The organism is Enterobacter sp. CGMCC 5087 (assembly GCF_003144775.1).
GTDB classification, from domain to species: domain Bacteria; phylum Pseudomonadota; class Gammaproteobacteria; order Enterobacterales; family Enterobacteriaceae; genus Enterobacter; species Enterobacter cloacae_M.
Window position 1 is genome coordinate 19,882 of record NZ_QFXN01000217.1, and the last position, 26,891, is coordinate 46,772.

Annotated in this window: 27 protein-coding genes; 17 read left to right on the forward strand and 10 right to left on the reverse strand. The window is 57.9% G+C overall.

The genetic code is table 11. The features are described from left to right. Nucleotides 1-15: 15 nt before the first annotated feature. From DEO48_RS18210 to DEO48_RS18220, 3 genes are read left to right on the forward strand one after another with little or no spacing between them, the layout of a single operon-like run. Complete coding sequence (locus DEO48_RS18210; protein ID WP_109845914.1) at nt 16-2,541, forward strand: fimbria/pilus outer membrane usher protein; 2,526 nt, start codon at nt 16-18, stop codon at nt 2,539-2,541. Further along, nucleotides 2,532-3,047 (forward strand): fimbrial protein, encoded by a 516-nt coding sequence (locus DEO48_RS18215; protein ID WP_109845915.1) that lies wholly within the window; start codon nt 2,532-2,534, stop codon nt 3,045-3,047. Before DEO48_RS18210 ends, DEO48_RS18215 begins: the two co-directional genes overlap by 10 nt. Next, nucleotides 3,047-4,057: a fimbrial protein gene (locus DEO48_RS18220; RefSeq protein WP_109845947.1), complete on the forward strand. Its 1,011-nt coding sequence runs from the start codon at nt 3,047-3,049 to the stop codon at nt 4,055-4,057. Before DEO48_RS18215 ends, DEO48_RS18220 begins: the two co-directional genes overlap by 1 nt. 3 nt (nt 4,058-4,060) lie before the next feature. On the opposite strand, the gene DEO48_RS18225 is transcribed toward DEO48_RS18220, so the two are convergent. Next, the gene (locus DEO48_RS18225; protein ID WP_109845916.1) at nt 4,061-4,585 is read right to left on the reverse strand and encodes a lipocalin family protein; all 525 of its coding nucleotides are present in this window, start codon (nt 4,583-4,585) and stop codon (nt 4,061-4,063) included. A 117-nt stretch (nt 4,586-4,702) separates the two neighbouring features. Between DEO48_RS18225 and DEO48_RS18230 the strand changes: the two genes are divergently transcribed. The 4 genes from DEO48_RS18230 to DEO48_RS18245 all read left to right on the forward strand — a co-directional run bounded on the left by DEO48_RS18230 (nt 4,703) and on the right by DEO48_RS18245 (nt 8,234). After that, nucleotides 4,703-5,428, forward strand: coding sequence for a MerR family transcriptional regulator (locus DEO48_RS18230; protein ID WP_063409833.1), 726 nt, complete (start codon nt 4,703-4,705; stop codon nt 5,426-5,428). 99 nt (nt 5,429-5,527) lie between these two features. After that, nucleotides 5,528-5,938, forward strand: coding sequence for a hydroxyisourate hydrolase (gene uraH / locus DEO48_RS18235; RefSeq protein WP_023309856.1), 411 nt, complete (start codon nt 5,528-5,530; stop codon nt 5,936-5,938). 102 nt (nt 5,939-6,040) lie between these two features. Continuing rightward, nucleotides 6,041-7,000: a DUF523 and DUF1722 domain-containing protein gene (locus tag DEO48_RS18240; protein WP_047173159.1), complete on the forward strand. Its 960-nt coding sequence runs from the start codon at nt 6,041-6,043 to the stop codon at nt 6,998-7,000. Between the two features lie 145 nt (nt 7,001-7,145). Then, nucleotides 7,146-8,234 carry an AAA family ATPase gene (locus DEO48_RS18245; RefSeq protein WP_109845917.1) on the forward strand — a complete coding sequence of 363 codons (1,089 nt, stop codon included), beginning with the start codon at nt 7,146-7,148 and terminating at the stop codon, nt 8,232-8,234. A 40-nt stretch (nt 8,235-8,274) separates the two neighbouring features. On the opposite strand, the gene DEO48_RS18250 is transcribed toward DEO48_RS18245, so the two are convergent. The 7 genes from DEO48_RS18250 to DEO48_RS18280 form a co-directional block, all read right to left on the reverse strand. After that, nucleotides 8,275-8,505: a hypothetical protein gene (locus tag DEO48_RS18250; RefSeq protein ID WP_126786511.1), complete on the reverse strand. Its 231-nt coding sequence runs from the start codon at nt 8,503-8,505 to the stop codon at nt 8,275-8,277. A gap of 87 nt (nt 8,506-8,592) precedes the next feature. After that, nucleotides 8,593-9,048 (reverse strand): hypothetical protein, encoded by a 456-nt coding sequence (locus DEO48_RS18255; RefSeq protein WP_059446496.1) that lies wholly within the window; start codon nt 9,046-9,048, stop codon nt 8,593-8,595. A gap of 303 nt (nt 9,049-9,351) precedes the next feature. Next, nucleotides 9,352-9,600: a hypothetical protein gene (locus tag DEO48_RS18260; protein WP_029740772.1), complete on the reverse strand. Its 249-nt coding sequence runs from the start codon at nt 9,598-9,600 to the stop codon at nt 9,352-9,354. Nucleotides 9,601-9,712: 112 nt separating this feature from the next. Then, on the reverse strand, nt 9,713-10,666 hold the full coding sequence (locus tag DEO48_RS18265) for a GlxA family transcriptional regulator (RefSeq protein ID WP_109845918.1): 954 nt from the start codon (nt 10,664-10,666) through the stop codon (nt 9,713-9,715). A gap of 26 nt (nt 10,667-10,692) precedes the next feature. After that, nucleotides 10,693-11,472 (reverse strand): MBL fold metallo-hydrolase, encoded by a 780-nt coding sequence (locus tag DEO48_RS18270; RefSeq protein ID WP_109845919.1) that lies wholly within the window; start codon nt 11,470-11,472, stop codon nt 10,693-10,695. A gap of 122 nt (nt 11,473-11,594) precedes the next feature. After that, nucleotides 11,595-12,395 carry a lipoprotein NlpA gene (gene nlpA, locus DEO48_RS18275; RefSeq protein ID WP_048981417.1) on the reverse strand — a complete coding sequence of 267 codons (801 nt, stop codon included), beginning with the start codon at nt 12,393-12,395 and terminating at the stop codon, nt 11,595-11,597. Between the two features lie 188 nt (nt 12,396-12,583). After that, nucleotides 12,584-14,068, reverse strand: coding sequence for an MDR family MFS transporter (locus DEO48_RS18280; protein ID WP_181367028.1), 1,485 nt, complete (start codon nt 14,066-14,068; stop codon nt 12,584-12,586). Nucleotides 14,069-14,161: 93 nt separating this feature from the next. Between DEO48_RS18280 and DEO48_RS18285 the strand changes: the two genes are divergently transcribed. Next, nucleotides 14,162-14,809 (forward strand): TetR/AcrR family transcriptional regulator, encoded by a 648-nt coding sequence (locus DEO48_RS18285; protein WP_109845921.1) that lies wholly within the window; start codon nt 14,162-14,164, stop codon nt 14,807-14,809. On the opposite strand, the gene DEO48_RS18290 is transcribed toward DEO48_RS18285, so the two are convergent. Continuing rightward, nucleotides 14,806-15,225: a GNAT family N-acetyltransferase gene (locus DEO48_RS18290; RefSeq protein ID WP_109845922.1), complete on the reverse strand. Its 420-nt coding sequence runs from the start codon at nt 15,223-15,225 to the stop codon at nt 14,806-14,808. The two genes, DEO48_RS18285 and DEO48_RS18290, sit on opposite strands and share 4 nt — an antisense overlap. A 186-nt stretch (nt 15,226-15,411) precedes the next feature. On the opposite strand from DEO48_RS18290, the gene DEO48_RS18295 reads away from it, so the two are divergent. From DEO48_RS18295 to DEO48_RS18315, 5 genes are all read left to right on the forward strand, one after another. Next, nucleotides 15,412-15,981, forward strand: a complete 570-nt coding sequence (locus DEO48_RS18295) for a TetR/AcrR family transcriptional regulator (RefSeq protein WP_029740765.1) — start codon at nt 15,412-15,414, stop codon at nt 15,979-15,981. Nucleotides 15,982-16,129: 148 nt separating this feature from the next. Further along, nucleotides 16,130-17,251: an efflux RND transporter periplasmic adaptor subunit gene (locus DEO48_RS18300; protein ID WP_109845923.1), complete on the forward strand. Its 1,122-nt coding sequence runs from the start codon at nt 16,130-16,132 to the stop codon at nt 17,249-17,251. Beyond that, on the forward strand, nt 17,251-20,361 hold the full coding sequence (locus DEO48_RS18305) for an efflux RND transporter permease subunit (protein ID WP_109845924.1): 3,111 nt from the start codon (nt 17,251-17,253) through the stop codon (nt 20,359-20,361). Before DEO48_RS18300 ends, DEO48_RS18305 begins: the two co-directional genes overlap by 1 nt. Then, complete coding sequence (locus DEO48_RS18310; RefSeq protein WP_109845925.1) at nt 20,361-21,725, forward strand: efflux transporter outer membrane subunit; 1,365 nt, start codon at nt 20,361-20,363, stop codon at nt 21,723-21,725. The genes DEO48_RS18305 and DEO48_RS18310 overlap by 1 nt, the downstream gene beginning before the upstream one ends. Before the next feature lie 122 nt (nt 21,726-21,847). Further along, nucleotides 21,848-22,144, forward strand: a complete 297-nt coding sequence (locus tag DEO48_RS18315; RefSeq protein ID WP_023309843.1) for a YicS family protein — start codon at nt 21,848-21,850, stop codon at nt 22,142-22,144. Between the two features lie 45 nt (nt 22,145-22,189). Here DEO48_RS18315 and DEO48_RS18320 read toward each other — a convergent pair whose 3' ends face one another. Then, complete coding sequence (locus tag DEO48_RS18320; protein ID WP_047646737.1) at nt 22,190-23,140, reverse strand: LacI family DNA-binding transcriptional regulator; 951 nt, start codon at nt 23,138-23,140, stop codon at nt 22,190-22,192. Nucleotides 23,141-23,433: 293 nt separating this feature from the next. Between DEO48_RS18320 and DEO48_RS18325 the strand changes: the two genes are divergently transcribed. The 4 genes from DEO48_RS18325 to DEO48_RS18340 are packed head-to-tail and all read left to right on the forward strand — an operon-like array spanning nt 23,434 to nt 26,790. Then, the gene (locus tag DEO48_RS18325; RefSeq protein ID WP_014830072.1) at nt 23,434-23,748 is read left to right on the forward strand and encodes a PTS sugar transporter subunit IIB; all 315 of its coding nucleotides are present in this window, start codon (nt 23,434-23,436) and stop codon (nt 23,746-23,748) included. A gap of 11 nt (nt 23,749-23,759) precedes the next feature. Beyond that, nucleotides 23,760-25,088, forward strand: coding sequence for a PTS sugar transporter subunit IIC (locus tag DEO48_RS18330; RefSeq protein ID WP_109845926.1), 1,329 nt, complete (start codon nt 23,760-23,762; stop codon nt 25,086-25,088). Between the two features lie 17 nt (nt 25,089-25,105). After that, nucleotides 25,106-26,482 carry a glycoside hydrolase family 1 protein gene (locus tag DEO48_RS18335; RefSeq protein WP_109845927.1) on the forward strand — a complete coding sequence of 459 codons (1,377 nt, stop codon included), beginning with the start codon at nt 25,106-25,108 and terminating at the stop codon, nt 26,480-26,482. 5 nt (nt 26,483-26,487) lie between these two features. Then, complete coding sequence (locus DEO48_RS18340; protein ID WP_029741865.1) at nt 26,488-26,790, forward strand: PTS lactose/cellobiose transporter subunit IIA; 303 nt, start codon at nt 26,488-26,490, stop codon at nt 26,788-26,790. Nucleotides 26,791-26,891: the final 101 nt, after the last annotated feature.

The window sequence follows — 26,891 nt, forward strand, 5'->3', positions numbered from 1 at the left end:
GTAAGGCGTGACCACGTGAAAATAAAAATCCTGTGCGCCACGGTGATCTCCCTGGTGATTCGGCAAGCCGTGGCTGCTGAAAGCGAGCTGCAATTTAACCCCGCGTTCCTCAACGGCGAGAGCGCAAACAGCGCCGATCTCGCCTGGGTCAACGCCGGGAGCGCGTTGCCGCCGGGTGATTACAACCTCAACGTGTATATCAATACGAATTATGCGTTCACGGGTAACGTCACGTTCCGCCTTGCTGAGGACAGCACGGGTGAAGCGCTGCCCTGCCTCACGCCTGAGCAATTCGACGCGCTGGGCATCGATAGCCATCAGGCGAAGGGCGGAGCGCTGCCGCTGGCGCAGCGCTGCATTTTCTTAACGAAGGCGTTTGCGGATACGCAGTTTGATCTGGACCAGAAGACGCTCACCCTGAGCTTCACCGTACCGCAAAGTGCGATGCGAAATTTGCCGCGCGGGTACGTCAGCCCGGAAAGCTGGGAGGCGGGCATTCCTGCCGCGTGGCTGAATTACGTGGTCAATGGCTCGAACAATGAGTATCGCGGCGAGACGCGCACGCGGGAACAGCAGCTGTTTGCGAGCCTCAACAGCGGCGTCAACCTGGGCGCGTGGCGGCTGCGTGATTTCACCACGTGGACCAAAGACAGCAATGAGCTTACCCACGTGCAGACCTGGCTGCAGCGCGATATTCACGCCCTGCGCGCGCAGGTGTATGCCGGGGAAACGTACACCTCGGCGCAGGTGTTCGACTCCGTGGGCCTGCGCGGTATCGCCCTGAAAACCGATGACAACATGCTGCCCGCAAGCCTCAGCGGCTATGCGCCTGAAGTCCGGGGCATCGCGCGCAGCAACGCCACGGTCACGGTTCGTCAGAACGGCAACATCATCTATCAAACCTCCGTCCCGCCGGGGGCGTTTGTGCTGAAAGATCTCTACCCGACCTCCTCGGGAGGCGATCTGGCGGTCACCATTCAGGAGAACGACGGCAGCAAAACGCAATACACGCTTCCCTTTGCGAGCGTGCCGAACCTGGTGCGTAACGGACAGGTGAAATATGCCCTGGGCGCCGGGAAATACCGTCCGACGGGCAATCAGGATGCGCCCTCTTTCGCGCAGGGCGAGCTGTTCTACGGCTGGCGATACGGCCTGACGTTTTACGGCGGGGCGCAGTTTGCCGATCGCTATAACGGCCTGGCCCTCGGGTTTGGGCAAAACCTCGGCCGCTTTGGCGCCTACTCCATCGACCTGACCCACGCCCGCAGCCAGCTGGCGGACGATCGGCACTATACCGGTGATTCGGTGCGCCTGCGCTACAGCAAGCTGCTGAACGACATTGGCACGCGGGTTAACTTCTTCTCGCTGCGCTACTCCACGAAAGGGTTTTATACCCTCAGCGACACCACGTACAAAGGCATGTCGGGCGGATCGCCAAAGCAGACGGTGGAAGACGATGGCACCGTCACCACCCAATACGACACCGTGTACAACCTGCGCATGTCGCGCAAGGCAAAAAACCAGCTGCTGCTGTCGCAGCCGATGGGACAATACGGCTCGCTGTCACTGTCATGGGATCAGCAGACCTACTGGAACACGTCAAATACCACGCAAAGCCTGCAGTTTGCGTGGAACGCCACGTTTCGCAACGTGTCGCTTGGCGTCAGCGTCCAGCGAAGCTCGAGCCTGTATGACGACAAGAAAGATAACATCCTGTCGATGTCAATTTCGGTCCCGCTGGGCAACCCGACGCTGTCGACCCGCGCGCGCTTTACCACGACCCATGCGGACTCCACCGGCACCACCACCAGCACGGGCGTGAGCGGCTACCTGCCGGGTGAGGAGAATCTGTTCTACAGCGTCAACCAGCGCTACAGCTCCCGACAGCACTACGGCGGCGATGCCACCCTGCAGTACGAAGGCGCGTGGGGAGACTACAACCTGGGCTACAGCTACGCCAGCGACTCCCGCAACCTCAGCTACGGCATCAGCGGCGGCGCGGTAGTGCATGAAGATGGCCTGACGCTGAGCCAGCCGCTCGGGAACACCAACATTCTGGTAAAAGCGCCGGGAGCCAGCAACGTCGCCGTGCTTAACCATAAGGGCATCAAAACGGACAGCCGGGGCTACGCGGTGATCCCGTACGCCACGCCGTATCGCGTCAACCAGGTCGCGCTGGACGTGACGACCGCCGGCAATGACGTGGAGCTGGAAAACGCCATCGCCAACAAAACGCCTACCGATGGCGCCCTGGTTCGCGCCACCTTCATCACGCACCAGGGGGCTAAAGCGATGTTTATCGTGCGTCACGGCAACGACGTGCTCCCCTTCGGCACGCTGGTCTCGCTCGATGATGACAAAACCAGCGGCATCGTCGGCGATGGCGGCAGCCTGTATCTCTCCGGTTTGTCAGAGAAGGGCACGCTGAACGCCGTGTGGGGCCGCGGCAGCCGCCAGCGCTGCGCCATTACCTACGCCTTAAACAAGCAGAACTATAACGCCCGCACCGGTCTCTATTCTCAGGAGGTGGTATGTCAGTAACGTTCCGGATCGGCTGCATCGCACTGCTGGTTTTCGCTCTCCCCGTTCGCGGGTATGACGTGCTGGTCTCCGTCACCGGCAATGTGATTGGCAACACCTGCGTGGTTGCAGAGGGCGCTGAGGTGCAAAACGTGCCTCTGGGCACCATTGGTATTAAACAGTTCAGCCGTGCCGGAGCCGTCAGCAATATCAAAACGCCCTTTACGCTCAGGCTTGAAGCGTGCGGGCCAACCTTTGCTGGCGTAAAAATCCGCTTCAGCGGTACGCCGGATGATGCCAACCCGCAGCTGCTGAAGATTGCTGACGGTGGCGCTACCGGCGTGGCGGTGCAGATCCTCGATAAAGAGAGCGTACTCATTCCCCTGAATACAAAGACCACCGCATACGGAACCGCGGGAGATGACAGCGTACAGATGACCTTCTATGCGCAGCTGGTTGCCACTGGCGCACCCGTGAGCGCCGGCGATGTGTCAGCCCTCGCCACCTGGACAACGGAGTATCTATGATGCGTTTAGCGTTTCTTCTCAGCGGATTTCTTTTCTGCGCCAGCGTGCAGGCTCTGGACTGGAAATCGGACATTACGCTCTCCCCTCAGCCGATGACCTACAGCGGGCCGGCGGATTCCGTGGTGCCGGGCAGCATTATCGGCTCGACCTGGAGCGCCACCGCCAGCGTGCAGCAGGTGTTCTGGTGCGGGATTGTTTTTACCTGCAACAAAGGCACGCTGCAGCCCAGCAGCAGCGCCATCACGAGCGGTGCGACGGTCACCGTCGACGGGGTGAACTACACCGTTTTTGAGACCGGCGTACCGGGCGTGGGGTATATCATCGGGCTGAAGGATTTTAAGGGAACAAAATACATTCCCCTGCAAACCGGTATCACGCAAAGCTACCCGGCAGAGGGCACCAGCGGGTTTGCTCAGGATCTGGGCTGGTCTGCAAAGGTCACCTTTATTAAAACCGGTGCCGCCCTGAAATCCGGCGTCTATAACATCCCGACCATCAACGCCGCGGTGCTCACCGCCTATAACAACGAAACGAAAACGGCGCAGGTCATCATCAGCCCGACCACCATCACGGTGACCGCCAGCGGGTGTACGGTTGGCAGCAAAAACGCCAGCGTGGCGCTGGGCACCATTGATATTCGCACTCTGCCCACGGTGGGAAGCACGTCACCATCGGGAACGTTTACCGTCGGCCTGACCTGCGACGCGAACGTGGCGGTTCACGCGGTGATGACCGATCAGACCACGCCGTCGAACACCTCGTCGGTGGTGACCCTGACCGGAGACTCAACGGCGTCCGGCGTTGGGGTGCAGTTTTTCTACAACGGCAGCGGGCCGCTGACGATGGGGCCGGACAGCTCGGCTGCGGGCGCAACCGGCCAGTTCTTTATCCAGAGCACCACGGCGGCGCAGACGCTCACGCTGCCGTTCCAGGCGCAGTACATCAGAACCGGCGAACTGGTCCCCGGCTCGGCCAACGCGCTGGCCAGCATTACGTTTTCCTACCAGTAGGGGCTACTGCTTCACCCACACCAGCTGGTCAACCCGGAAGCCCAGACTGCGCGCGGTGTTCAGGTAATCCTGCTTCACCGCATCCGGAATGGTTGGCGTGCGCGACAGGATCCACAGGTAATCGCGGTTCGGGCCGCTGACCAGGGCGTACTGGTACTTATCGTCCAGCCTGATCACGTTATAGCCGCCGTAGAACGGGCCGAAGAAGGACACCTTAAGCGCGGCGGTGGTTGGCTCGCCGGTAAAGTACGCTTTGCCTTCGCTCTCGTTCCACTTGTTCTTCACCGGATCGTAGCCCCGGTTGAGCACGCTAATACCGCCGTCGCTGCGCTCGCCGTAGGTCGCCGTCACCTGCTCCAGCCCGCGTTCGAAGCGGTTTTCCAGACGGGCGACTTCGTACCATTTGCCGAGATAGCGGCTGGCTTCGAAGTTGGTAATAGGCTGCACGCCTTTCGGCGGCGTGGGGGATTTACAGGCGACCAGCGTCAAAGCAATCGCAACACCGGTCACAACGGGCCATAGCTTCATGAGAATTCCTTTCATTTGCGCGGTTGGATGTTAAGTGTAGTGCACCGTTTCGGCGCTTCATCCCGTTCGGGAAAATTCGTAGTATATTGAGAGTATTCCTCCACTCTGGACACGGACATGGCTTACTCCATCGGCGAATTCGCCAGACTCAGCGGCATCACCGCCACCACCCTGCGGGCGTGGCAGCGTCGCTATGGTTTACTCAAGCCACAGCGCACGGAAGGCGGCCACCGCCAGTACAGCGACGAGGACGTCCAGCAGGCGCTAAAAATTCTCGACTGGGTCAAAAAAGGCGTCCCGATCGGCCAGGTCAAACCTCTGCTGGAGCGCCCGACGCCGGGTCGGACCAACAACTGGCAAACCCTGCAGCAGAACATGCTGCAACGCCTGCAGGACGGCAAGGTCGAGTCCCTGCGCCAGATGATTTACGACGCCGGACGCGAATACCCTAGGCCGGAGCTGGTCGCGAACGTGCTGCGCCCGCTGCGCAGCCAGGTCTCGGCCAACGTCGCCGCCGCCATGACCCTGCGTGCGATCCTCGACGGCATCATCATCGCCTACACCTCGTTTTGCCTCGAAGGCGATAAAAAAGCGCCGGGCGATAACATTCTGCTCAGCGGCTGGCACCTGAACGACCCGTGCGAGATCTGGCTCGAAGCCTTAACGCGCACCGGGCAGGGCCACCGAATCGACATCCTGCCGGTTCCGCCTGACGCGCTGGCACCGGAAATTTTCCCGGAGCGCAAATGGCTTCTGGTCATCAGCGGCAAACTCACCGCCGGGCGGAAAAAACAGGTGGAGCAGTGGCAGCAGCAGGTATCGCTTGAAGTGATTATCCTCTGATAATTTTCTCCTGCGGGAATCTTCACGAAAAGTTGAATATTTTCCCGCGCCGCAGATGCTAACGTTTTCCTGTGACGAATAACTCAACAGGAAAACACCATGAAAAAAACTGCCCCTCTGCTGATCCTGGCCTCGATGGCCTTTGCCCCTGCCGCCTTTAGCGCCCCTGCCGGCACGCTGAGCGTCCACATTCTCGACCAGCAAACCGGGATGCCGCCATCGGACGTGACCGTTACGCTGGAGAAACAGCAGCAGGACAAATGGACCCCGATTGCCAACGGCAAAACCGACCACGACGGCCGCATCAAATCGCTCTATCCGCAGGATCAGGACATGCAGCCTGGCGTGTATAAAGTGACCTTCAAAACCGCAGAGTACTTCCACGGCAAAAAGCTGGACTCCTTCTTCCCGGAGATCCCGGTGCTGTTTACCGTGACCCGCACCAACGAGAAGCTGCACATTCCGCTTCTGCTGAGCCAGTACGGTTACTCGACCTACAAGGGCAGTTAAGACGCGTTGATTTTAAAGGAATAAAAAAAATAGTTCCGCTAATACTTGGACAAATTAGTCATGTTGTGTAAGTTTTAATTATATGAACGGGAGGACTACACCATGACAACGAAACCTGTGCTCGGTATTAGCGGATGTTTGACCGGATCCGCCGTTCGCTTTGACGGCGGACACAAGCGTATGGGCTTCGTCATGGATGAGCTGGCCCAGTGGGTGAATTTCAGGCCCGTCTGCCCTGAAATGGCCATCGGCCTGCCGACCCCTCGCCCGGCCATACGCCTGACGCTGACGGACAGCGGCGAAACGCAGCTCCGTTTCAGCAAACCGCCTCATGATGACCTCACGCAGAAAATGGCCGAGTTCACGGCGGACTATCTGCCAAAAATCGGCGATCTGTCGGGATTTATCGTCTGTGCAAAATCCCCAAGCTGCGGCCTGGAACGCGTGCGGCTGTACGATGAAAACGGCAACCGGGGCCGCAAGGAGGGCGTCGGGCTGTTCACCGCCGCCCTTCTTGAAACCTACCCGTGGCTGCCCGTCGAGGAAGACGGTCGGCTGCACGACCCGGTGCTGCGGGAAAACTTTATCGAGCGGGTATTTGCCCTGCACGAGCTAAACACGCTGCGCGCTAAAGGTCTCACGCGACGTGGGCTGCTGGATTTCCACAGCCGCTATAAATTGCAGCTGCTGGCGCACCATCAGGCGGGCTACCGTGAAATCGGCCCGTTCGTTGCCTCGCTGCACGAGTGGGAAGACCTGGACGCCTTCTTCGTGGCGTACCGGGAAAAACTAATGACCATCCTGAAAAAACCCGCCTCGCGGAAGAATCACACCAACGTGCTGATGCATATCCAGGGGTATTTCCGTAACCAGCTGAACACCCGCCAGCGCGGCGAACTGCGCGACGTGATCCTGCACTATCGCAACGGACAGTTGCCTATTCTCGCCCCGATCACGCTGCTGAAGCACTACCTGGCCGAATACCCCGACCGGTATCTGATGACGCAAAACTACTTTGATCCCTATCCTGATGATTTGGGTCTGCGTCTGGCAGTCAAGTGATCATAAAAATGCGAAGGCCCCATTGACCCATAGAGGCCCAAAGCAGTACCCCGTTTAGACGACATCCTCACTGTCGTCTCTTTTTTGCATTTCATCTCAAAGACTGTAATTATATACAGGCTTATTCTGCGAAAGGGGCCTGCCTGTGATCAACACCCTGCACATTCAAAACTACCGCTCCATCCGCGAGATGTCGCTGGAGCTGGAGCAGCTTAATATCGTCTTCGGGCCGAACGGCACCGGAAAATCGAATATCTACAAGGCGATACATCTGATGCACAGCGCCGCGCAGGGGCAGTTTTCCCAGGCGCTGGCAAACGAGGGCGGCATTCTGAAGGTGTTCTGGGCAGGCAAAACCCGTAGCGACCAGCTGCGGCGGATGAACCTCGCGGTGGAAACAGAGACCTACGAATACGAGCTGCAGGTCGGGTTTGTGGAGAAGCTGCCCTATCCCTCGCAGTTTCAGCTCGACCCGGTGATCAAAGAGGAGTCCATCTGGCTGAGCGGCCAGCACCGGCGGCCTTCGTCACAGCTGATGAAGCGTAAGAACCAGGCCGTGTTTCTGAACAACGTGCATCACGAGAAAGTGACCCACAGCGGCACGCTGTACGAGAACGAATCGGTGTTCGGACAGCTCGGCGAACCGCATCTTTATCCGGAAGTGTCGCAGATGCGTGAGTCCCTGCGTAACTGGCGCTTTTATCATGAGTTTTCTGTATCAATTGGCTCGGCGATGCGCGCCCCGCAGGTCGGCTTCCGCTCCCCGGTGCTGGCCAGCGACGGCGCCAACCTGGCGGCCGCGTTTCAGACCATCGTCGAGATCGGCGACGAGCTGCTGCTGATGCGCATCCTTGACCAGGCCTTCCCCGGCTGCGTGTTTTACAGCGACAACACCGGCGGACGTTTTCGCATGATGATGCAGCGCGAGGGGCTGAGCAGACCGCTGGAACCGGCGGAGTTCTCCGACGGCACCCTGCGCTTTCTGTGCCTGGCGGTGGCGCTGTTAAGCCCGCGCCCACCGGCGTTTATCGCACTCAACGAACCGGAAAACAGCCTGCACCCGCAGATGCTGCCCGCCCTTGCGAGCTTAATTGCCGAGGCCAGCCGCTACTCGCAGATCTGGCTCACCAGCCACTCGCCGGAGCTGGCAAAGTTGATTGAGAAGCAGAGGTCGTTTTCGCTGTATCAGCTATCGATGGTTGAGGGGGAGACGCGGGTGGAGAGGCTGGGGTAAGCCGCATTCTCTTCCTTTGAAGCCCAATAAAATGAAATCTTCATTTTTTCTCTTTCACCTGCAGGGACTGCCCCCCTCCAATGATGAACCCTGCGCCTACAGAGATTTTGAGCGCAGTAATCAAGTCGCTCCACTTGAAATCAAAATCATTAAGGAAGAGATACGAGGCCGCTGCAATTAGCAGACGGCCTGCAGCCATAGTGATAAAGAGGCCTGACATCCAGAGTAATACCAGTAACAGGAAAAGTTTTATTCGAGGATTAATCATCATTTCTATAACTACCACAATCGCTTTCGTGATATTGATATTTCGTTTGGCAGTACGTCGAGATTGAGGCTCTCTCTATCCACATTTGCTTCAACGTATCATTCCAATAAAGAAACCCAGATACCCGGCCCGACTTAACCATAAAAAGGGGCTAGTGAGGCTGGACAACCTGAGACTGGTCAATTCTCTCATGGGTGCAAGCCCATCATTTTTGATAACGACATTTTTTGCGCAATAGCGACAGTGCATAATTAGAAACAAAATCCCGGCGATCACGAGACCAAAATAGCTTTCTCGACTCCCCCAAAAATGTGCGCTTAATTTTAAATAAGTTAATCCCCATACGCTTAGTAAAAAGACAATAAACGAACATGCTGCGATATTCATGTCTCGCTTACTGCCCAGCCCAAAAAAGAGCGCATCAAAGAAAAACATAGAGGTAAAAGGTGACTGGACGCTTCTTCCCGTCACTTTACTAAAGCGAAGAAACACGGCCGTTCCAACTGCAAAAGCGAAAAGTGCAATTCCTAATAATACATAAATCATTTCATGAGTCCTTTTTGCCACCTCATTCAATGTACCTATCTGTTCTTCGACAGGTAAGAAATTATATTATCGGCATCAGGTTTGTTTGGTTGAGACTTAGTACTCAACACATTTTCTTCTGCCGCTATATGCTCTCCTGTATCAGGCTCCTCACCCTGCTTAGTATCATTAGAACAGCAAGTACGCCCAAAGGTGCATTGGGTCACGCCATCGTCTGGTTGGCATCATTCATCGCATCACCGGTATTGTTGCCAGCAACCGAGAGTGGAGAGGCTGGGGTAGTACAATCTCTTCCTACCCAACTTACCGGGGTGGGTCTTCGGATCGGTTCTTTTCCTTTGCCATAACGCACTGTATTCCTCCAATGAGGATCCCTCCACTAATGGCAAGGGTAGTAGCTTCAACAAGATCACTGATTGGAAAATCAAATTGTCCGATGAAAAAGAAGCTGACCAGGGCAATCAACAAACGTCCAAATAAAAGCGTGGCAAATATTCCTGCTATCCAAACAGCGGCCAGTAACAAGAATAATTTTACCCTTGTAGTAATCATTATTTTTCCTCTGCCTGAAGGCGGCAAACTGGTGAAGGACTGTAACCACTAGCTTCTGTAGGTTCCTGAATGCTCAAATTTCTTAACCTTTCGTTATTACAGAACTTTCACGCTAGTTCTGCAGACGAAACGTCTTTCGCCACTCCGCCGGACTGACCCCAAAACGCGCCTTAAACTGCTGTCGCCAGGTGACGGCGGAATTAAACCCCACCAGCTCGGCCACGCGCTCAATCGGCATATTTCCGGCTTCAAGCAGGATCTGGCTGCGCCGCAGGCGTTCGGCGGTAAGCCAGTCGGCAACGCTCATTCCCGTGGCTTTAATAAAATGGCGGGTCAGGGTGCGGCGGCTCATCGAAACCACCTCCGCCAGCGAGTCCAGGCTATGCGGTTCGGTGATGTGCCGCTGCAGGTAGTCGATCAGGCAGTTAATGCGTCCGTCGCGGGTATCTTTGGGTACCGGCTGGGCGATGAACTGCGCCTGCCCGCCCTCGCGGTGGGGCGGAACAATCATCCGACGGGCAATCTGGTTGGCGACCACGCTGCCAAAGCGCTGGCGAATGATATACAGGCAGCAGTCCAGCGCCGCCGCGGTACCGGCGGAGGTGATGATATTGCCGTCATCCACGTAGAGCGCATTGATATCCAGCTGAACGTGCGGGAAAAGGGACTGGAACTGATGCTCGAACTCCCAGTGGGTGGCCGCACGTTTGCCGTCGAGGAGCCCCGCCCAGGCCAGCACAAACGCCCCCAGACACAGCCCGACGATTTCCGCGCCGTTGTCTCTCGCCTGCACCAGGCTGTCGAGCAGCGCCTGGGGCGGGCGTTCAAGGACGTGCTGCCAGTAGGGAACGACAACAATATCGGCCTGACCAAGGGCGGTAAAATCCTGCGTGGCGTTGAGGGCAAATCCGTCTTTTGAGGTGAGAAAACCCGGCGTTTCGGCGCAGATCGTCACGTTAAAGCGCTTTTCGCCGGAGACCGAATCGCCAAACAGAATGCAGGGAACGGAGTAGTGGAACGGGCTGAACCCGTCTACCGCGACAATCGCGACGTTGATTAGCGACATCAGTTCCTCCTTTCCCTTTAACGCACTCAGAATATAACGGTTTCGCCATCCTGGGGAATGCTCACTGCGTCACTCACCTGATTGGCTTCAACGTACTCACGCAGCGCGCTGCGGGTCAACAGGCAGTGGTTAATCGCCTCCATATGGATCGCCACAATGTTGGCCTGCGGCAGCAGGAAATGAACGTTGAGCACATCCTCCTGCCCCATAATAATGGGCCCAAAACCAATGACGTGGGCATAGCCAGCGTTCAGTACCACCACGTCCGGCTGGTGCTTTTGCAGGTCGGCCGCCACTTCGTCACGCCAGATGGTATCCCCGGCAAGATAAAGCGTCTTCTCATCGGGATGACGCAGCACCACGCCGCAGGCCTCGCCCAGACGCTCCGCCAGCTCCGGCACGGCGTAAGCGCGATCGGTGCCGTGCTGCCCGCCGTGGGTTTTCGTAATCTGAATATCGCCGAAGAAGGTCGCGTCGGCCATGACCGTCAGGTTGCTGAATCCCTGGCTGCGCAGCAGCGCGGCGTCACGATCGTTTTGCACGTAGATAGGTTTATCTTTGGCGATCAGCTCCGCTGCGGTGCGATCCCAGTGATCGTCATGGGTATGGGTGACGATCACCGCGTCGGCGTCCAGCAGCGTGTTGACGTCAACGGGGAGTTCGACCGTCGGGTTACGACGTTCGGCATACGCCGTGCCGGGAAAGCCCGGATAAGCCCCCTTCGGGGCCAGCATCGGGTCGATTAAAAGACGTTTTCCGGCGTAGGTAATCAGCTGGGTGGCGTTGCGAATGTGGGTAATGTTCATGGGCTATCCTCCGGTGGGTGTGATAAGGAGGATAGCCAGCCGTCACTATTGGCGCTGTGGGCTAAAGGGCGATTACCGATGGAATCGGGCCAATTTAAGCCACCCGTTTTCCGTCAGATCGTTTACCAGCCCGGCACCGCCCCGCCGTTAAAGATCGTTTCAGCCGCTTTTGCCACTTCAGGCGACTGATAGGACTGGATAAATTCCTTCACGTTCTCCGCGTCTTTGTTGTCTTCGCGCGTCACTACGATGTTCACGTACGGCGAGTTTTTGTCTTCAATAAAGACGCTGTCATGCACCGGCGACAGCCCGGTTTGCTGAATATAGGTGGTGCTGATAATGGCGACATCCACTTTTGGGTCGTCCAGCACGCGCGGCAGCTGTGCCCCTTCCAGCTCCATAATTTTCAGCTGTTTAGGGTTGGCGGTAATATCCAGCGCCGTCGGCAGCAGCCCGGTGCCCGGCTTCAGGGTAATGAGCTTCTCCTTTTGCAGCAGCAACAGCGCGCGGCCAAGGTTGGTCGGGTCGTTTGGAATGGCGATAGTCGCCCCGTCCTTCAGGTCAGAGACGGATTTGATTTTGCGGGAATAGCCGGCCATCGGAAAAACAAAGGTGTTCGCCACGGCCACCAGCTTGTAGTTATGCGCCTTGTTATCCTCAGCGAGGAACGGGCGATGCTGGAAGACGTTAGCATCCAGTTCCCCCTGGTTGGTGGCATCGTTAGGCAACAGCGAGCCGCTGAAGCCGACCAGCTCCACGTCCAGGCCATATTTCTCTTTTGCCACCTTTTTGGCAACTTCCGCTACGTCCTGTTCAGCGCCGTTGATGACGCCCACTTTAATGTGTTTGGCATCGCTGCCACTTTGATCGCATCCTGCCAGCAGCAGGCCAGCAAGTACCAGAGCACCCAATCGACGTTTCACAAGACAGTTCCTTTTGCTAAATGTTGTAGTGACTATATCGACAACGAGGCGGTGAAATAAAAACCGAAAAAGAATCAATAAGAAGGATAAGTTATATGCGGCCTATTGCCGGGTGGCGCTGCGCTTACCCGGCCTACGCGCGGAGATGTTGTAGGCCCGGTAAGCACAGCGCCACCGGGCGATGGGCATCACGCCTGCCGGCGCAGCGGCGCCTCGCGTAAAAACCATGACAGCGCAAACGCCAGCACCATAATGCCCGCCGCCAGCAGGAACACCGCATGAATGGCCGAGCCGAACGCATCAAGGTAGTCCAGCCTCAGGGCGTCAGGCAGATGATGAATGGCGGTCGGGTTCAGCTCGTGCGGCAGCTCTGCCCCTTCAGGCAATCTGTCCATCAGCCCCGCCTGGAGAACATGGGTGAACACCGCGCCAAACAGCGCAACACCGATCGCCCCGCCGATGGAGCGGAACAGCGTGACGCCAGAGGTCGCCACCCCGTATTGCTCGGCAGAGACGCTGTTCTGTACCGCCAGCACCAGCACCTGCATCACCAGACCCAGCCCCATGCCCAGCACGCTGGTGAACAGATACAGCTGCCAGGTTGGGGAGGTGAGCGAAATGCGCGTCAGTAAAAACATCCCCACCACGCCGAGCAGGGTGCCGAGGATCGGGAACAGGCGGTATCTCCCGGTATGGCTAATAATGCGCCCGCTGATAATGGAGGTCAGCAGCAGCCCGCCCATCAACGGTATGAGCTGCAAACCGGCCTGCGTTGGCGTGGCGTCTTTCACCACCTGCAAATACAGCGGCAGGAAGGTCACCGAGCCAAACAGCGACATGCCGATGATAAAGCCAATCAGGCTGCAGAGCAGGAAGCTACGGTCGCGGAACAACGACAGTGGGATAATCGGCTCCCACGCCAGCCGCTCCTCGTAGATAAACCCGGCAATGCCCGTCAGGCCAAAAGCCAGAATGCACCACAGCTGTGGGTCGCTCCATTGACGAACGGTCCCGCCTTCGGTGGTGAACAGGATGATGCAAAGCAGCGCCATGCTGAGGTAAATCGCCCCCAGATAGTCAATCTCATGCTTGCTGCGCCGCGCGCTGCCGTGGAATACCGCGCCGATGACCAGCAATGCAAACAGCCCCAGCGGCAGATTGATGTAGAAAATCCAGCGCCAGGACGCGTGCTGGACGATAAACCCGCCAATGAGCGGCCCGATGACCGTTGCCAGCCCAAACACGCCGCCAAACAGCCCCTGATAGCGCCCGCGATCGGCAGGCGGGATTACGTCCGCCACGGCGGCCATGCTGATGACCATCAGGCCGCCGCCGCCCAGGCCCTGAAGGGCGCGCATCAGCACCAGCTGGGTCATGTTTTGCGCCAGCCCGCACAGCGCGGAACCCACGAGGAACAGCACAATGGCGATTTGCAGGACGATTTTACGCCCAAACAGATCGCCAAACTTTCCGTACAGCGGCACCACGATGGTGGAACTGAGGATATAGGCCGTGACCACCCAGGAGAGTTTATCCAGGCCGCCCAGTTCGCCGACAATGGTCGGCAGCGCCGTGGAGACAATTGTTTGATCCAGCGCGGAGAGCAGCATCACTAGCAGCAGCGCGCTGAACAGCAGCTTGATCGACGGCGCTTTCTGCGCGGGTTGAGCCATTACGTCAGACTCCATAAGACATCACTTGAAATTAATTAATCGTATAATTAATATTTGTGGAAGTGATGAATAAGATCAAGAGATACTGTGGCCATGCCAGCACAAAAGGACAATTCTGAACCGCGCCGCCCGGGCCGCCCTCGCGGGGGTAAACGCGTCACCGCCAGCCGCGAACAGCTGCTGGATATCGCCCTGAACCTCTTTTCTCGTCAGGGGATCGCCAATACCTCACTCAACGCCATTGCCAAAGAGGCGGGCGTCACGCCCGCGATGCTGCACTATTACTTCAACTCCCGAGAGCAACTGCTGGATGCGATGATTGAGGAGCGTTTCCTGCCGTTACGCGAGCGGATCGGAACGATTTTCGCCGATAACCGGGATTCTCCGGTCAACGCCCTGACGGAAATGGTAAAGGTGCTGGCAGAGCTGGCGGAACAGTATCATTGGTTTGCGCCGCTGTGGATGCAGGAGGTGATTGGCGAAATGCCGGTCCTGCGCACCCATCTGCAAGCGCGGTTTGGTGATGAGAAGTATCAGGCGACGCTCGCCACCCTCAAAGGCTGGCAGCAGGAAGGGAAGCTGAATCAGGCGCTGGCACCCGAGCTGCTGTTTACCACATTACTGAGCCTGGTACTGGTGCCGTTCTCACGCATGCGCAATGACGAGAGGCTAAAATCCCTCTCGCCGGAAATCATTGTCCGTCATGCGCTTGCCGTAATCGGCACCGGGATCGGCGGTTAAAGCGCCTTTGCCAGATAGTGGCGCTGCATGCCCGCATAGGGGTAATCCTGCAGCGACATCTGTAGCCGGTAGCCCTGCTTTTCATAGAACGGGCGTGCCTGGAAGCTGGCGGTATCGACCAGCGCGTGCTTGCAGCCCTGGCGTCGGGCTTCATCTTCTGCCGTTGTGATGAGCTCGCTGCCGACGCCGGAACCACGCACGCTATCGCTAACCCACAGAAAATCAATATTTAACCAGTCGCCTTTACGCACCCCAACTAGCCCGCCGAGCATGATTCCTTTTTCGTCCCGCACGTAAACGCCAATATCCCCGCTGAAGTTCGCCAGATCTAAAAACTGCCCGTTATAGGCTCTCAGCCCCGTTAATAACTCTTCTTTCTCTTCGGGTGTGACTTTTTTAGTAATGCTCAATTGCATAATGTTCTCCTTATTTTCAGCGCAATCTGAATATCTCACAGCTTAACCTTCATAAAAACTCCTTATTTCCTCCATTGTTTAATCCAGGAAATATTCATTCAATATGTAAATAAAAAAAGCCTTTCCAATACGCACCTAAAACGTATAATGAGAACGATCATTCTCACTTTTACACGGTAGCCGACGATGAGCACAAAGCTGGAAGAACGACAAAAATTGCGCCAGGACGAGATCATCACCGCCGCGCGCCGCTGCTTTCGCGCCAGCGGGTTTCACGCCGCCAGCATGTCGCAGATCGCCAGCGAGGCGAAGCTCAGCGTCGGGCAAATTTACCGTTATTTCAGCAACAAAGACGCGATTATCGAAGAGATGATCCGCCGCATCATCGACTCGCGCATTGAGGAGATGCAGGGTAAAACCCTGGTAGAAGGGATGCCGCAGGCACTCGCCTGGCGACAGACCCTCAACGAAGATGACGATGCGCTGATGCTGGAAATGTCCGCGGAGGCCACGCGTAATCCGCAGGTGGCGACGATGCTGATCGAAGCCGAATCGCGCATGTTCGCCAACGCCTGCGAGCACCTGAAAAAACAGTTTCCCCACCTGAGCGACGAGCATATTCGCTGCTGCGTGGAGATTACCGCCGTGATGATTGAGGGGACGATTTATCGTCGATTAACCCCCTTAAAAGTCCCGTCAGAACAATTAGAACCCCTTTATCAGGATATTTTAAATATGCTTTTCTCTGCGAAGTAATCGCATATGAATAATTAGCGGGAATTAGTAATTCCCCTTTTTTACATTTCTGGCTCTGCCAGAGATGCGGTATCGCTGTGCCTTTAAATAGCCCTCCTCCCTGTTAAGCCATTAACGGGGCAGGCGTCGTTCACCCTGGAAAAAGATTATGAAAAACATAACAACCTCCATCGCGGCATTATTTCTCCTGACCGGGTGCGATAATGCGCAAACATCTGCTCCCCAGCGTCCTCTTCCGGAAGTGGGGATTGTCACTCTCATGAGCCAGCCTGTTTCCGTCGTCAGCGAATTGACCGGCCGCACCGCCGCAGCCATGAGCGCCGAAGTGCGCCCGCAGGTGGGCGGCATTATCCAGAAGCGCCTGTTCACCGAAGGCGATACGGTCAAGGCCGGGCAGGCGCTGTATCAAATTGACCCTTCCAGCTACCGCGCGGCGTTTGATGAAGCCGCCGCGGCGCTGAAGCAGGCGCAGGCGCTGGTAGCAGCCGACTGCCAGAAGGCCCAGCGCTATGCGCAGCTGGTGAAAGACGACGGCGTGTCGCGCCAGGACGCAGAGGACGCGAAGTCCACCTGCGCGCAGGACAAGGCCAGCGTCGAGTCAAAGAAGGCCGCGCAGGAGAGCGCGCGCATTAACCTTAACTGGACCACCGTGACCGCGCCGATTGCCGGACGCATCGGCATCTCCTCCGTCACGCCCGGCGCGCTGGTAACCGCCCAGCAGGATACCGCGCTCACCACCGTTCGCGGACTGGACAGCATGTACGTCGATCTCACGCGTTCCAGCGCCGATCTACTGCGTTTACGCAGGCAAACCCTCGCCACCAATAGCGATACGCTAAGCGTGTCGCTAATCCTCGAAGACGGCAGCACCTACAGCGAGAAAGGCCGTCTGGCGTTAACCGAAGTGGCGGTGGATGAATCAACCGGCTCGGTCACGCTGCGCGCCGTCTTCCCGAACCCGCAGCATCAGCTCCTGCCGGGCATGTTTGTTCGCGCCAGGGTGGATGAAGGCATCATGAACGACGCGATCCTGGCACCGCAGCAGGGCATCACCCGCGACGCCAAAGGCACCGCCACCGCGCTGGTGGTGAATGCCAGCAGCAAGGTTGAGCAGCGTCAGCTGGAGACGGGCGACACCTACGGCGACAAATGGCTGGTGCTGAGTGGCCTCAAGGCGGGCGATAAGCTGATTGTGGAAGGCACCGACAAAGTGACCGCCGGTCAGCAAGTGAAAGCCGAAGAGATGAAAGCTGCGGGAGGAAAAGCCTGATGTTTTCCCGCTTCTTCGTGCGTCGCCCGGTGTTTGCCTGGGTTATCGCCATTCTTATCATGCTCGCCGGGATGCTGGCGATCCGCACGCTGCCGGTGGCGCAGTACCCGGACGTCGCCCCGCCGTCGATCAAAATCTCCGCCACCTACACCGGCGCCTCCGCGCAGACGCTGGAAAACAGCGTGACGCAGGTGATCGAGCAGCAGCTCACCGGGCTGGATAACCTGCTCTACTTCACCTCCACCAGCAGCTCGGACGGGTCGGTGAGCATTACCGTCACCTTCGAGCAGGGAACCGATCCGGACACCGCCCAGGTGCAGGTGCAGAACAAGGTTCAGCAGGCGGAATCGCGCCTGCCGACCGAGGTGCAGCAGTCCGGCATTACCGTCGAGAAATCGCAGAGCAACTTCCTGCTGATCATGGGCGTGTACGACAAAACCGACACCGCCAGCAGCTCGGATATCGCCGACTGGCTGGTGAGCAATATGCAGGACCCGCTGGCGCGCGTGGAGGGTGTCGGGAGCCTGCAGGTGTTCGGGGCGGAATACGCCATGCGCATCTGGCTCGACCCGGCGAAGCTGGCGTCCTACTCGCTGATGCCGTCCGACGTGCAGAGCGCGATTGAAGCCCAGAACGTGCAGGTTTCCGCCGGTAAAATCGGCGCGTTGCCCTCGTCGAACGCCCAGCAGCTGACCGCCACCGTCCGCGCCCAGTCGCGCCTGCAGACGGTCGATCAGTTTAAAAACATCATCGTGAAGAGCCAGTCCAGCGGCGCGGTGGTGCGCGTCAGCGACGTTGCCCGCGTGGAGATGGGCAGCGAAGATTACACCGCCACCGCGAAGCTCAACGGCCACCCGGCTGCGGGTATGGCGGTCATGCTCTCACCGGGTGCGAACGCGCTCAACACTGCGACGGCGGTAAAAGACAAGATCGCCGAGTTCAAAAAGTCGATGCCGGAAGGCTACGACGTGGCCTACCCGAAAGACAGCACCGAGTTCATCAAGATCTCCGTTGAGGACGTAATTCAGACCCTGTTCGAAGCCATTATCCTCGTGGTGGTGGTGATGTACCTGTTCCTGCAAAACATCCGCGCGACGCTGATCCCGGCGCTGGCGGTGCCTGTCGTTCTGCTGGGCACATTCGGCGTGCTGGCGCTGTTCGGCTACTCCATCAATACCCTGACGCTGTTTGCGATGGTGCTGGCGATAGGGCTTTTGGTGGATGACGCCATCGTGGTGGTGGAAAACGTCGAGCGTATTATGCGCGACGAAGGCCTGCCCGCCCGGGAAGCTACTGAGAAATCGATGGGCGAAATCTCCGGCGCGCTGGTCGCCATTGCGCTGGTGCTCTCTGCGGTATTTCTGCCGATGGCCTTCTTCGGCGGCTCCACCGGGGTGATTTACCGTCAGTTCTCGGTCACCATCATTTCAGCGATGCTGCTCTCCGTGGTGGTGGCGTTGACCCTGACGCCCGCGCTCTGCGGCTCGATTCTGAGCCACACGGCACCGCACAAAAAGGGCTTCTTCGGCGCGTTTAACCGCTTCTACAGCAGGACAGAGCGCGGCTATCAGAACAAGGTGCTGCGCGCCCTGCGCCGTTCCGGCGGCATGCTGGTTATCTATGCCCTGCTCTGCGGCGCGATGGGCTTCGCCATGCTTAAGCTGCCGGGCAGCTTCCTGCCAACGGAAGATCAGGGCGAAATCATGGTGCAGTACACCCTGCCAGCGGGCGCAACGACGGTACGTACCGCCGAAGTCAGCCGCCAGGTGCGCGAGTGGTTCCTCACGAAAGAAAAAGCCAATACCAACGTGATCTTCACCATTGAAGGCTTCAGCTTCAGCGGCAGCGGCCAGAACGCCGGGATGGCGTTTGTCTCCCTGAAAAACTGGTCCGAACGTAAAGGCGATGAGAATACCGCGCAGGCCATCGCCCTGCGCGCCACGCAGGAGCTGAGCACCATCCGCGATGCGATAATCTTTGCCATGACGCCGCCCGCGGTGGACGGCCTGGGCCAGAGCAACGGCTTTACCTTTGAGCTGATGGCAAGCGGCGGCACCGACCGCGACGCGCTGCTGAAGCTGCGTAACCAGCTGATTGGCGAGGCCAATCAGGACAGCTCGCTGCACGCCGTGCGCGCCAACGATCTGCCGCAGATGCCGCAGCTTCAGGTGGATATCGATAACAACAAGGCCGTGTCGCTGGGGCTGTCCCTGAGCGACGTTACCAACACCCTCTCCAGCGCCTGGGGCGGGACCTACGTGAACGATTTTATCGACCGCGGCCGCGTGAAAAAGGTCTACATCCAGGGCGACAGCGACACCCGCGCCGTACCGTCGGATCTCAACAAATGGTTTGTGCGCGGCAGCGACAGCACCATGACGCCGTTCTCCGCCTTCGCCACCACCCGCTGGGAGTATGGCCCGGAAAGCCTGGTGCGCTACAACGGCTCGGCGGCGTATGAAATACAGGGCGAAAACGCCAGCGGCGCCAGCTCCGGCACGGCGATGGGCAAAATGGAGCAGCTGGCAAACAGCCTGCCGTCCGGCAGCACCTGGGCGTGGAGCGGTTTGTCGTTGCAGGAAAAACTGGCGAGCGGTCAGGCGATGAGCCTCTATGCCCTCTCGATCCTGGTCGTGTTCCTGTGCCTGGCGGCGCTGTATGAGAGCTGGTCGGTGCCGATTTCGGTCATCCTGGTGATCCCGCTTGGCGTGCTAGGCGCGGCCGTCGCCGCCTCCCTGCGCGGCCTGAACAACGACGTCTACTTCCAGGTGGCGCTGCTCACCACTATCGGCCTGTCGTCGAAGAACGCGATCCTGATTGTCGAGTTTGCCGAAGCCAAAGTCGCTGAAGGGTACTCTCTGACGCGTGCCGCCCTGCGTGCCGCCCAGACGCGCCTGCGTCCGATCATCATGACCTCGCTGGCGTTTATCGCAGGGGTTACGCCGCTGGCCGTGGCAACCGGGGCAGGCGCAAACAGCCGCGTGGCGATTGGTACCGGCATTATCGGCGGAACGCTGGCCGCGACGCTGCTGGCGATCTTCTTCGTTCCCTTATTCTTTGTACTGGTGAAACGTCTGTTCTCCGGTAAACACGCGAACCGGAGGTCATAATGTTTCGTGTATCTGTTTTAGCGTTAGCCCTGCTGAGCGCAGGCTGTGTGTCGTTAGACCCAACGTATCAACGCCCGGACGCCCCCGTCCCGGCAACCTTGCCCGGCGCGCACGGCGAAGCCACCGCCGTGGTGAGCCAGTGGCAGCAGGTAATGAACGATGCGCGGCTGAAAAGCGTGGTGACGATGGCGCTTAACAGCAACCGCGACGTGCAAAAAGCGATTGCCGATATCGACGCCGCCCGCGCCCAGTACAGTGAAACGCGCTCGTCCCTGTTCCCGACGGTGGACGCGGAGCTGAGCCATACCCGCAGCCGCACGCTGGCAAGCGGCGTCGCGACAAGCGACCAAGCCAACGGCGCGGTCTCCAGCTTCGAGCTGGATCTGTTTGGCCGCAACCAGAGCCTCTCCCGCGCCGCGCGTGAAACCTGGCTTGCCAGCGAGTTCACCGCGCAGAACACGCGCCTGACGATGGTCAGCGAGCTGACCACGGCCTGGGTGACGCTGGCGGCGGATAACAGCAACCTGGCGCTGGCGAAATCCACGATGGAGAGCGCCGCGAACTCGCTGAAGATTGTGAAGCGCCAGCAGGAAGTGGGCGTGGCGGCGGCGACGGACGTCAGTGAAGCGATGGCGGTGTATCAGCAGGCGCGCGCCAGCGTGGCGAGCTACCGGACGCTGGTGATGCAGGACAAAAACGCCCTTAATCTGCTGGCGGGCAATACGGTGCCGGAGAACCTGCTGCCCGGCACGCTGGAGAGCCTGAGCGATAACGCCATCACGCTGATCCCGGCGGGCGTCAGCTCCAGCGCGCTGCTGCGCCGCCCGGACATTCAGGAGGCCGAGCATAACCTGCTGAGCGCCAACGCCAACATCGGTGCGGCGCGCGCCAACTTCTTTCCGACCATTTCACTCACCGCCAGCGCGGGCGTCGGCAGCGATTCGCTCTCCTCCCTGTTCAGCCACGGGATGAAGGTCTGGTCGTTTGCGCCGTCCATCACCCTGCCGCTGTTTAGCGGCGGGAACAACCTGGCGCAGCTGCGCTACGCGGAAGCGGAGAAGAAGGGGCTGATCGCCACCTATGAGAAAGCCATCCAGAGCGCGTTTAAGGACGTGGCCGACGCGCTGGCGCGACGAGAAACCCTGAGCGAGCAGCTCGACGCCCAGCGCGAATACGTCGCGGCGGAGCAAAAAACGCTGGACGTGGCAACGCGCAGCTATAAGGCAGGCGCGGGGGATTATCTGACGGTGCTTACCGCGCAGCGGTCGCTGTGGTCGGCGCAGGAATCGCTGATTGCGCTGCAGCAAACCGACTTGGAAAACCGCATCACGCTGTGGCAGTCGCTGGGCGGCGGTATTCAGTAGCGCTTGCCGGGAAGTTCATGACAGGCGGTGAAGAGAAAATTCATACTTTCGGCTGGCGTCGCTACACTGAATGTAACGATATATTTCATGGGAAGCATGTGACTTCTAAAAGGGGGTTGTTGATGAAAGCTGCGCACCTGGTCTGCCTGCTGGTTTGTCTGCTCTTCGCCGCGTTTGTCCATGCTCAGGAAAAGGATGACCCCGCGAAAGAGGCGCAAATAAAGCAGCAGGTCCTTAAAGATATTAAGAAAACCTGTACGCCACAGAAAAAACAGAGCGATAAAGCCTGGCAGGAGATGATTTTGTCGTCCGAGGCCAATCAGCTGCTGATCAAAAATGCCATCACCGCCGTTAAGCGCGACAACCTGGATGCCTACTGGGGGGCGATTGGTCAAGTGGATTGTATGGAAGATTATTGAGTTCCCGCCGGGTGGCGCTGCGCTTACCCGGCCCGGAAAACATTTTTAACGCTTCCGCATGTCCGGAATAATCAAATCCCCGCGCAGAACATAGGACCCGAGCATCTGCGTTTTCTCCGTCAGCCAGCTCACAATGCGCGCCGCCATCGCGTCCATGGAATATTCAATCGCCGGGATCACCGGAATACCCGGCAGGTGCAGCGATCCGGCCAGGCTGAAGACCATGATGTCGTCCGGCACCGATTTGTTAAACGCCTGCAGCTGCGGGATCACCCGCTGGGCTTCCTGCTCGTCGGCCACCAACAGCGCGTTGAAATTCAGGGTGCTGGCGTTGTTCAGCAGCTCCTGCAGCGCAACGGACGAAGAAGTCGCGTCCATAAAGACCAGGCTGCGATTAAAGGGCAGGAAATTTTTCTCCAGCGCGTGCTTGTAGCCGAGCAGGACCTGGTCGGCAAAACCGCTGCCGTGGGGGTGGATCAGCGCAATCTGGCGACGCCCCTGGCTGGTGAGGTAGTTACAGGCGGTTTCGGCGGCAAAGGCGTGATCGAACTGGATGCTGTTGGAATTATCAGATTCCATGCAGTCCACCAGAATGACGTTGTCCATATCCACGTCCAGCGGGAAACGGGCGCCAATCACCAGGATGTCGTCACAGAGCCCGCAGGAGAGTTCTTCAAGGGCGTGCATTACTTCAGCTTTGCTATGCGCGAAGCGCAGCAGGAGATGTTTTTGATGCTGGCTGAGCTGTTTTTCCAGCGCGTAGAGATAACCGGTGGTCTGGTTAATGTTTTCCTGCGCGCAAATCACCCCGATACAGCCCGTCGACTGGCTCAGCAGCGACTGGGCAATCACGTTAGGCCGGTAGTTCAGCTCATCCACCGCTTTTAATACGGCCTGACGGCTGGCTTCCTTAACGCCACGCGACCCGCTCAACACTCGCGATACCGTGGCTTTAGACACCCCGGCAAGACGTGATACATCATTGATTGTCGACATCTCTTTCCCCTGGCAGGCTTACCTCGCGCCTGCAAATTCCATGACCGCTTCGGCTCACATTATAGCCAGAACGGAGTATATCCGTTTCCGTTTTCCATGGAAACCGATTTTCCGTTTCCACTCAAAATGATGTCAAAACAGCCAAATTATGTGACACACATCCGGTTAATTAGCCTCATAAGTATTGGATCTTGATGGCTATCACAGTTCTGCTCTTTATGAATGGAAACCGGTTTCCGTATCATGTCCAATCATCCTCGCAATAACTTTTTACATTTAGAGGATGGTTGTCGATGTTCAAGATTATGCTGTGCTGCTCTGCCGGGATGTCCACCAGCCTGTTGGTCAGCAAAATGGTCGATGTCGCGAAAGAACGTGGTTTGCCGGTGAAGATTGATGCGTACGGTGTTTCCGAATTTGATACGCAGTTTCCGCAATACCAGGTTGTCCTTCTCGGACCGCAAGTGAAATACATGTTACAGACACTCTCAGACAAGGCGGCTACGAAAGGCATTCCGGTGCAGCCCATCGATATGATGGACTACGGCATGCAGCGTGGCGATAAAGTACTGGACTATGCTCTGTCGCTCATCGAAGCGGCACACTAAAAGGTGTTCACATGAGTTCGTTATATCAATCCATGGTCGCGGTGATTGAGCAGTCAATTACCCCGCTGGCCGCGAAGCTGGGCCAGCAAAAGTATGTGATTGCCATCCGCGACGGCTTTACCGCCGCGCTGCCGTTTATGATCATCGGCTCGTTTATGCTGGTGTTCATCTTCCCGCCGTTCTCGGCGGATACCACTAACAGCTTTGCCCGCGGCTGGCTGGATTTCTCCCAGACCTACCGCGAACAGCTGATGCTGCCGTTTAACCTCAGCATGGGCGTGATGACCTTCTTCATTTCGGTGGGGATTGGCGCGAGCCTGGGGCGTCAGTTCAACCTCGACCCGGTGATGTCCGGCCTGCTGGCCTTTATGGCCTTCCTGCTGGTCGCCGCGCCGTATGCCGAAGGCAAGATCTCGACCCAGTATCTCTCCGGCCAGGGCATCTTCACCGCGCTGATCACCGCCATTTACGCCACCCGCGTCTACGCGTGGCTGAAGCAGAACAACGTCACCATTCGCCTGCCGAAGGAAGTCCCAACCGGTGTGGCGCGCTCGTTTGAGATCCTGATCCCGGTGATGGTGGTGATCGGTACGCTGCACCCGCTGAACCTGTTCATCGAAGCGCAGACCGGAATGATCATCCCGCAGGCGATCATGCATCTGCTGGAGCCTCTGGTGTCCGCGTCTGACTCCCTGCCCGCGATTCTGCTCTCCGTACTGCTGTGCCAGATCTTCTGGTTCGCCGGTATTCACGGCTCGCTGATCGTCACCGGCATCATGAACCCGTTCTGGATGGCGAACCTCTCCGCAAACCAGGCGGCGCTGGCGGCCGGCGCGGCGCTGCCGCACGTTTATCTTCAGGGCTTCTGGGATCACTACCTGCTGATTGGCGGCGTAGGCTCCACCCTGCCGCTGGCCTTCCTGCTGCTGCGCAGCCGCGTTACCCACCTGCGCACCATCGGCAAAATGGGCGTCGTGCCAAGCTTCTTTAACATCAACGAGCCGATTCTGTTCGGCGCGCCGATCATCATGAACCCGATGCTGTTTATCCCGTTCGTGTTCGTTCCACTGGTCAACGCCTGCCTGGCGTACGGCGCCACGAAGCTCGGCTGGCTGGCACAGGTGGTCTCGTTAACCCCGTGGACTACGCCCGCGCCGATTGGCGCCTCGTGGGCGGCGAACTGGGCGCTGAGCCCGGTGGTGATGTGCCTCGTCTGCATGGTGATGTCGGCGCTGATGTACCTGCCGTTCCTGCGCGCCTATGAGCGTACGCTGATTAAAAACGAAGAGCAGAAAGCCCAGGCTGCAACCGTGGGTGCCGCTGAAGCCACAAGCAATTAAGTCAAAGAGGAAGGGTCATGAAATACGCATTTCCCGATAACTTCTGGTGGGGCAGCGCAAGCTCCGCTCTCCAGACGGAAGGGACACGAGAGGGTGAAACCACGTGGGACTACTGGTTTGCCCGCGAGCCGAACCGTTTTCACAACGGCGTGGGGCCGCAGCACACCTCCACGTTTTATCAGCACTGGAAAACGGACATTCAGCTGTTAAAACAGCTGAACCACAACAGCTTTCGTACCTCGATTAGCTGGGCGCGCCTGATCCCCGACGGTATCGGTGAAGTGAACCCGGACGCGGTCGATTTTTATAATCAGGTCATTGATGAGCTGAATGAACAGGACATCACGCCGTTTATCACCCTGTTCCATTTCGACATGCCGATGGCGATGCAGGAGATAGGCGGCTGGGAAAACCGTGACGTGGTGGACGCGTACGCCCGCTATGCGCAGATTTGCTTCGAGCTGTTCGGCGACCGCGTGCTGCACTGGTTTACCTTCAACGAGCCGATCGTGCCGGTGGAAGGCGGTTATCTGTACGACTTCCACTACCCCAACGTAGTGGATTTCCGCCGGGCGGCCACCGTGGCGTATCACACCGTGCTGGCCCATGCGAAGGCGGTTCAGGCCTACCGCGCCGGGCACTACGCGGGGGAGATCGGCATCGTGTTGAACCTGACGCCGTCGTATCCGCGTTCGCAGAACCCGGCAGACGTGAAGGCGGCGCACGTTGCGGATCTGATGTTTAACCGCAGCTTCCTCGACCCGGTCCTGCGCGGCGAATACCCGGCCGATCTGGTGGCGCTGCTGAAATCTTACGACCAGCTGCCCGCCTGCAAGCCGGAAGACGGTTTCCTGATTGCGGAAGGAAAAATCGACCTGCTCGGCATTAACTACTATCAGCCGCGTCGCGTGAAGTGTCGCGACAGCGCGGTGAACCCGCAGGCGCCGTTTATGCCGGAGTGGTTCTTTGATAGCTACGAGATGCCGGGCCGCAAGATGAACCCGTATCGCGGCTGGGAAATCTACGAGCCGGGTATTTACGATATTCTGGTCAACCTCCGCGACAATTACGGCAACCCTCGCTGCTTTATTTCTGAAAACGGCATGGGCGTCGAAAACGAGCAGCGCTTTATTGAAAATGGCCAGATTAACGATCAATACCGCATCGAGTTTATTTCCGAACATTTAGCCTGGCTGCATAAGGGTATTAGCGAAGGGTGCAATTGTCTTGGCTATCATATGTGGACGTTTATTGATAACTGGTCGTGGTGCAACGCGTATAAAAATCGCTACGGATTTATCCAGCTCGATTTAAAGACGCAGAAACGCACCATTAAGAAAAGCGGAGAGTGGTTTGCCGCCACCGCGTTAAATAATAGCTTTGAAAAAGAGTAATGATGATGATCGCATTAGAAGAAGCCGTAATGGAAATTATCGTCAATGCCGGACAGTCCCGCAGCCTGTGCTTTGAAGCGCTGCACGCGGCACGTCAGGGCAACATTGACGAAGCCAAAAGCCTGCTGCGCGAAGCCGACGGCTACGCGCGCCAGGCGCACAAGATGCAGACCAAACTGATCGAGCAGGATGCGGGCGAAGGCCGCCAGCCGATGACGTTAATTATGGTGCACGCGCAGGATCACTTAATGAATTCCTTATTAGCGCGTGAACTGTCCGAAGAAATTATTCATTTATATCAGAGATAGTCTATGGCGAAATAATTACTGTAATACCTCTGTACCCTAAATAGAGATCCACTTGTTCTGATGATAGCGACATACTCTGTCAGATCGGAGCGGGATGGTTA